This is a genomic window from [Chlorobium] sp. 445 (assembly GCA_002763895.1).
Taxonomy (GTDB): Bacteria; Bacteroidota; Chlorobiia; order Chlorobiales; family Thermochlorobacteraceae; genus Thermochlorobacter.
In genome coordinates this window covers 1-6,532 of record NSLH01000053.1, presented here as the reverse complement: position 1 = coordinate 6,532, position 6,532 = coordinate 1, and the positions used below count along the sequence as shown (strand labels likewise).

7 protein-coding genes and 1 pseudogene are annotated in these 6,532 nt (G+C 45.5%); 3 read left to right on the top strand and 5 right to left on the bottom strand.

Translation table 11 applies throughout. The annotated features are described in order from the left end of the window. A partial coding sequence (locus CMR00_12495) for a hypothetical protein (GenBank protein ID PIO47052.1) occupies positions 1-573 on the top strand: 573 nt, incomplete at its 5' end. Positions 574-671: 98 nt separating this feature from the next. Here CMR00_12495 and CMR00_12490 read toward each other — a convergent pair. Further along, positions 672-1,412: a hypothetical protein gene (locus CMR00_12490; protein ID PIO47051.1), complete on the bottom strand. Its 741-nt coding sequence runs from the start codon at positions 1,410-1,412 to the stop codon at positions 672-674. 214 nt (positions 1,413-1,626) lie between these two features. Here CMR00_12490 and CMR00_12485 point away from each other — a divergent pair. Together CMR00_12485 and CMR00_12480 are read left to right on the top strand one after the other, a co-directional pair. Beyond that, positions 1,627-2,902, top strand: a pseudogene (locus tag CMR00_12485) (asparagine synthetase B). A gap of 24 nt (positions 2,903-2,926) precedes the next feature. Beyond that, complete coding sequence (locus CMR00_12480; GenBank protein PIO47050.1) at positions 2,927-4,120, top strand: hypothetical protein; 1,194 nt, start codon at positions 2,927-2,929, stop codon at positions 4,118-4,120. A 6-nt stretch (positions 4,121-4,126) separates the two neighbouring features. On the opposite strand, the gene CMR00_12475 is transcribed toward CMR00_12480, so the two are convergent. The 4 genes from CMR00_12475 to CMR00_12460 form a co-directional block, all read right to left on the bottom strand. Further along, the gene (locus CMR00_12475; protein PIO47049.1) at positions 4,127-4,516 is read right to left on the bottom strand and encodes a hypothetical protein; all 390 of its coding nucleotides are present in this window, start codon (positions 4,514-4,516) and stop codon (positions 4,127-4,129) included. A 68-nt stretch (positions 4,517-4,584) separates the two neighbouring features. After that, positions 4,585-5,004: a hypothetical protein gene (locus CMR00_12470; GenBank protein ID PIO47048.1), complete on the bottom strand. Its 420-nt coding sequence runs from the start codon at positions 5,002-5,004 to the stop codon at positions 4,585-4,587. A gap of 9 nt (positions 5,005-5,013) precedes the next feature. After that, entirely contained in the window at positions 5,014-5,913 is a 900-nt protein-coding gene (locus CMR00_12465) for a hypothetical protein (GenBank protein ID PIO47047.1), read from the bottom strand. Positions 5,914-5,953: 40 nt separating this feature from the next. Continuing rightward, on the bottom strand, positions 5,954-6,532 hold a 579-nt coding region (locus CMR00_12460), incomplete at its 5' end, for a hypothetical protein (GenBank protein PIO47046.1).

Below are 6,532 nucleotides of genomic sequence, written 5' to 3'. Positions count from 1 at the left end.
GTCAATCAAGGCAATCAAGTGAATTTCGGCGGGACACTGCAACTGGACTATGTGCGCAATTTTGGAGATGGCATGCGCCTAAATCTTTACGCGGCACTGAGTCTGATTGAGGGCGAAGTAGAGGTGTTCGACCCGAATCGTGGACAATTAACAAAGCGCCAAATCGGTGGTATTTCGCCATTCATGTTTCGTTTAGGAGGCGATGTGGTGGTAGGTAAAGTCTCGATTTCACCGCGCCTGATTGTCGTCGGTGAGCAGCGTACGCACCCGCAGCAGGGGTCAGCATTCAAACCTGAACCTGATCCAAACAACCCGAATCAAGTTCAGACTACGGCAAGTCGATTGCGCCAAACGATTCCGGGCTACGCCTTGCTCAACATCACGGCGCGCTATGAAGTGATTTCAGGTGTCTCGCTGCTGGTTCGAGCGCTCAATGCGCTGAATCAAAACTATCGCACGGTGAATCTGGGTGCTGGACCTGATGGACTGGCAGGCTCAGCGGCAGTGGAGTTCCCAGAGGGGGCTCCACAAAATCCATTCAGGGTCGTTGGTGGGGTACAGGTAAATTTCTAACAAAGACGACTGCAAGGGCTGTTGCGTGCGCTGTTCGCTAGACGAACGAAAGGTGTGCAGTAAGTTTTCAGAACTGCACGCTGCTGAACGCTTTGCGCTCAATTCAATTTGAACTCCACATAAATAACAGCTGGGGCTGCAACTGGCTGATTGTTCAGAGTAGCAGGTTTGAAGCGAATGTCATCGCTAAGGACGCGAAAGACTTCCTCGCTAAATGATGGGTCAGTAGAGCGTAAAATAGTTACTTTCGTAACAAAGCCTTGCTTATCGACATTGACCTTTGCAATCACCCCGCCTTGCAGACTGCGCTCTCGGGCAATGGTGGGATAAATAATCTTCCGGGTCAGTGCCTCCATACCGCCAATAATTTCGGGTTTGGTGTCAGGCTTGACTGCATCGCTGACTGCCACCTCTTTAGCAGTTTGCACAGATTGGCGCAGACCTTCCTCTTGTTCAATTTCTGTGTCAGAAACTGACTGTGCTTTGCTCTCATTTTGAGTCGGCGCAGCAGTTGGTGCAGGTGCAGGGGCTTGAGCCACTGTGCGTTCTTCCTGCTCTTCACGTTCGGTCTTGGGACGAGGGCGTTTGATGTCCTTCGCTTCACGATGAATCTCTTTATCTTTATAGAACTTGGTTTCGGTTGCGGCAAGGACAGTCTGTTCAGTGAGCCTGACATCCATGCGGAACGTGGATGCAGTAGAAAGGTTGAAATCCTTCTGCCAAATCGGAAAGCCGCGCTTATAGGCTTTGATGAGATAGTTGCTTAGTGGTAAATTCAGAAAAGTAAAATACCCCGAAGCATTCGTAATGGTGGCTTGTGTGAGGCTTGGGCTAATCACATAAACGGTAGCAGCCGCAACAGGGTTATTGTCTCATCTGTAACACGACCGACAAGTCGGCCTTGTGAAAAAGAGGGTAAAGCCAGCGTAATCGATATGAGAAAAATAAGACTGACGGTGATATGTTTAGCTATACGAGAGTCTATAAGATTAGGGATAATCAAAATAGCACAAAATTTTTATTTTTCCATGAACTTATCTAACGCTAAATAAGATGCGACAAACGCTTCTGATCCTATGCCTAATCTTGTGGTGCACTGTAGCCACAGAGCGTGCCATGGCACAGAAAATCCTGATTCCGATGGATAAGACCCAAACCGATCACCTGAAAGCCTACGGTGTGGCATATTGGTGTTTGGAGAAAGGTATTGCCGTCGATTGGCTACTCAATTATCGAGGAGGTTCATTTTGGTCGATGCACTGCCGAGCATTGTATCGGAGCTTTCTGTGCGTGGTGTGCGCAGTGAAAGCATTTCGGAGATCGAGGCGATGCGCATTACAGCAGAAATCGAAAGTGAAGACAACAATGCTGCTGTGATGCGCCTTGAAAAAGCGCCCAAGATTGTCGTCTATGTGCCGCCGACCAATTTACCATGGGATGATGCCGTAACACTCGTTCTAACCTATGCGGAAATTCCTTTTACAAAAGTCTGGGATGAAGAAGTCCTACGCGGCGATCTCAAAAAATATGATTGGCTGCATGTGCATCATGAGGATTTCACGGGGCAATATGGAAAATTTTATGTGGGATTTCGCTACGCACCGTGGTACATCAAGCAAGTGCGTGATGCCGAGCAGATGGCGCGCAAGTTAGGCTTTTCGAAGGTCAGCGAGGAAAAAAAGCGGTAGCACGTGCCATACGTGATTTCGTCGGTGAAGGTGGATTTATGTTTGCGATGTGTTCGGCGCCCGATAGTTACGACATTGCACTGGCAGCAGAAAATGTTGACATCGTCCCTGCTGAATTTGACGGCGATGGTGTAACCCCTGATGCAAATAAAAAATTAGATTTTTCAAAAACCTTTGCGTTTGAAAACTTCACCGTAAGCCTCAATCCTTACGAATACTCTAAGTCAAATATCGATATTAACCCTCAAATGACAGGCAGTTCAACAGGACCAGAAAATGATTATTTTACACTGTTCGAGTTTAGTGCAAAGTATGACCCAGTGCCTTCAATGCTGACACAAAACCATACTTCAATTGTCAAAGGCTTTTATGGGCAAACTACATCGTTCAGAAAATCTCTTATTAAATCTTCGGTAGTTATCATGGGTGAAAAGAAGGGCAGCGAAGAGGTACGGTATTTGCACGGCAATTTTGGAAAAGGACAGTTTTGTTTCTACGGTGGGCATGACCCAGAGGACTACCAACATCACATCGGTGATCCACCTACAAATTTAGCGTTGCATAAAAACTCTGCTGGATACCGTCTAATTCTAAATAATGTGCTTTTCCCAGCCGCACAAAAGAAAAAGCAAAAAACCTAGGAGCAAATAAACCAAGCGAAACAAATGCAACGGTTTCAAAATGGCTGGTTTATTTTCAGTATTTATGTGCTACTCACTACAGGAGTGAGCATACAAAAATACGTCCTAAGCGTAGAGGAAGAAAAAACTTTCCGCCACTATAATAACTACATGATTTTCAAATCCTCTGCAAAACATTTGCTCGAGGGAAAAAATCTCTATGCCCCTTATCCTGATGAATATGATGACTTATACAAATATAGTCCGACATTTGCAGCATTTATGCTCTTCTTTTCGTGGATGCCGAATGTGGTGGGCTTATGCGCTTGGAATCTCTTAAATGTAGTGCCGCTGTTCTTAGCTATTTGGCTTTTGCCTTTTGAAGAGAAAAAAAGAGCCTTAATTGCTTGGCTAATTCTGCCTGAACTTTTGATTAATGTGCAAAATGCCCAAAGCAACGGATTGATAGCAGCTTGTATTATACTGAGTTTCGTAGCAGTAGAGCGTGGTGATGCAAAAATTGCATTTCTTCCAATCACAATTTCCATGTTTATTAAACTCTTCGGGGCAATAGGTGCAATTGTAGTTGCATTCAGCCGAAAGCCCCTTCAAATCATACTCTTTGGTGCTATTTGGACACTGGTACTATTGTGTTTGCCACTTTTGCTTGTCCCAATAGATAACTTGCTATGGCAGTACAGCAACTGGTGGAATCTCTTAAAAGAAGACTATGCGCCGATTGGCGGTGCGTCTATTTATAGCATTTGGGCAACTTGGCTTAAAACAGAACCGCCAAAACTTTGGCTCACATCAATAGGTTTATTTGCCTTACTCGCCCCACTTGTGCAAATTAAAAAATACGAGATTCTGAATTTTCGCACAATGTATCTTGGATTTTTAATGATATGGATGGTGATTTTTAATCATCGTGCGGAATCTCCAACTTTTATTATCGCAATATGTGGCGCAATGCTTTGGTTTTTTGTACAAGAAAATCAAGAAAAAAATGTAGCAAATCTCGTGCTGCTAAGCGTAGTACTCTTTTGCGCTTCAATTTTACCTTCCGACCTTGTGCCAAAGTCTTGGACTGACTTCGGCTGGAAATATGAATTAAAAGCAATCAGCACCACACTCATCTGGCTTAAGGCACTTTATGATCTTTTCACGCTAAAAATAGAAAAACAAAAGCAAGAGCTAGGCAACCTAACTCAGGTCAAGATGCAAAATGCAATGCACTAAAAAAAACTAAGTACCTTTTTCTTCAGCGGGTAAATCAACCGCATGAAGTTTTAAGGCTTTAAGCGAGACAAAATTCAAGACATTTTCATGTGTGGCTGCAAGGACAACCTTCGGCGCAAGTCCTGCATCAAAGGCTTCTTTCCAGCGCAAAGCGCATAAGCACCATTTGTCACCGTGCTTTAAGCCCGGGAAACGATACTCAGGGCGTGGCGTAATTAAATCATTTCCCATCGCTCGAGAAAAGCGCAGGAAGTCATCGGTAACGATAGCACAGACGACATGCCGACCGGTATCGTCAGGACCAGTGCGGCAGTAGCCATCACGATAGAATCCGGTGAGCGGGTTTTTGCAGCAACATTCTAATTTGCCGCCCAAGACATTGCGTGCTTCAGCCATAGACAAGTACAAAAAAAGTTGAAGAAGACAACTGTTAAACTTGCAGTGTAGGTAAGAAATTCCATGATTTATTCCTGTGCCTCAAAAGTGGCTTCGGTAGCAGGCTGACGTGAGATCATGAAACGAAAAAGAAAAAAAGCAAGCAAAATTCCAAGGATGTCGGCATTGAGATCAACGATATCAGCGACGCGTTTGGGCACGAAAAGTTGGTGGGTTTCATCGCTAATCGCGTAAAATGTGGCAATCAAAATGCCAGATAAGAACCAGTGTTCGCGCAAGTAAGAAAAATGAGTTTGTTTGCGTAGCGCAAAAGCAAGGCACAAGCTAAAGACGAAGTAAATGCCTGTGTGAATCAATTTGTCGTAAGTGAAAAGGGCAGAGTGTGGAATCTTTTCTCCGGGAATACTGGATTGAATAAAAATCAAGATTGCGCAAAGCAGCACAGGTAGCCACAATAAAATGTGTCGTAAGCGATGTCGTGAATTCATCTCCAAGAATTAGAAATCAATCATTAAGCCGATAGCGCTCACATTGACTCTATCGCCGAAATACATCCCGCGCCAGCTCAGACCTGTATAGTAGTGATAGGTAAAGCGCAGCCCACGCGCTCCAAAATCTCCCGTCTTGATGCCGGCCTGAAAACTGAGTGTTGTGCCATATCCGTCTGTGCGTCCGAATTCAGCGCGCCAAATTGGTGAAAGGCGCACATCGCAGGCAAGAAACGGTGCAAAAGGTACCAATGACATCAACGGCGTGAATACTTCCAAGCCCGCCTGCGCACTATGACGCGCCACATCAACAGGTACAGTGTTAAACAGCCACTCATATCCAAGATACACACGACCGAAGGAAGAAGAAAGTGCAAGCGTAAGGTGAATGAATTCACGGCTAAATGTAAAAGGCACTCGACCCTCGCGCCACTGCAAGCGATCTAAATCAAAACTGCCATCAATAAGATGTGCAGAAATATGTGAGAGGCGCAAACGACCTGAGACGGTAAGAGGGAATGTGCGTGTCTGAATGCGTGAGCGCCAGCTGATATTGATGCCGAAAATGTAATCTGCAGCGTCGACAGGAAACTTGAACCCATCAAGACGGCGGAGCAAAGAAAACGTGCCAAAGTCGGCACCAAACCCAAGGGTGGAAAAGTGCAAACTATCTTGTCCGACATCCACCTGCAGTAAATCCAGCGAGGCGCCAATATCAAGCAAGACGCCAGTATCATTGAGGTGGGTAAGTACAGCGATGCGTGTCTCTTTGGGGTCAGCTAAGAGCGGTTCAAAGTTGGATTTGAGGAGGGCAAAGCGCAGACTTTGTGCAAAGAGCGGGGCAGCGCAAAGCATAAAAAGCAGCGTGAAAAAAATGCGCATAAAAGACTCTTCAAAAGAAAAAGGCAATCGGCGGCTCTCCCGATTGCCTTACCTGATTAGACGAGACTTATTTCTTGCTAGGCTTGGGCACTGTAAGCGTGAAAGACTTTGTATCTTCTGCCCCTAAATCATCTTTGACGGTAACTTGAATAGTGAATTTGCCTGTGGTTTCCTCTGTTGGAGTGAAGCTCAGTTTGCCCTCGGGTGAGAGTGTTGCGCCAGTCGGCAATCCGCTCGCAGTAAAAGTAAGTTTGTCTTCTTTGTCTTCATCAGTGGCAACAAGCTGGAGTTCAAAAGGCTCACCAATTTTGAGCGTGGCATCACGTGGTTTTTCTAACTTAGGCTTACGATTGAGGCGCTCGATCACGATACCGACGCTCATGGTATCTTCAGCGCCAAAGGAATCTTTCACACGGAAAAGAATGCTGTATGTACCTCGCTGACCAAAATCAGGCTGCCAAGTGAATTGCTGGTTACTGAACTGTGCGCCTTGTGGCAAGTTTTCAGCAGAATAGACAAGTTTGCCCTGATCTTCTTTGTCATTGTCGCTGGCAGACACTTTGAACGAGATGCGGTCGCGCTCTTTGGCTTGAATGGTGGTATTCTTGCGCTCAAAACTTTGGACGATAGGGAATGCACAAGTTGA

What these genes read in the sequence shown, in the direction of transcription:
- CMR00_12475 (PIO47049.1), bottom strand. Translation starts at nt 4,516, where the DNA reads ATGGCTGAAGCACGCAATGTCTTGGGCGGCAAATTAGAATGTTGCTGC.
- CMR00_12480 (PIO47050.1), top strand. Translation starts at nt 2,927, where the DNA reads ATGCAACGGTTTCAAAATGGCTGGTTTATTTTCAGTATTTATGTGCTA.
- CMR00_12470 (PIO47048.1), bottom strand. Translation starts at nt 5,004, where the DNA reads ATGAATTCACGACATCGCTTACGACACATTTTATTGTGGCTACCTGTG.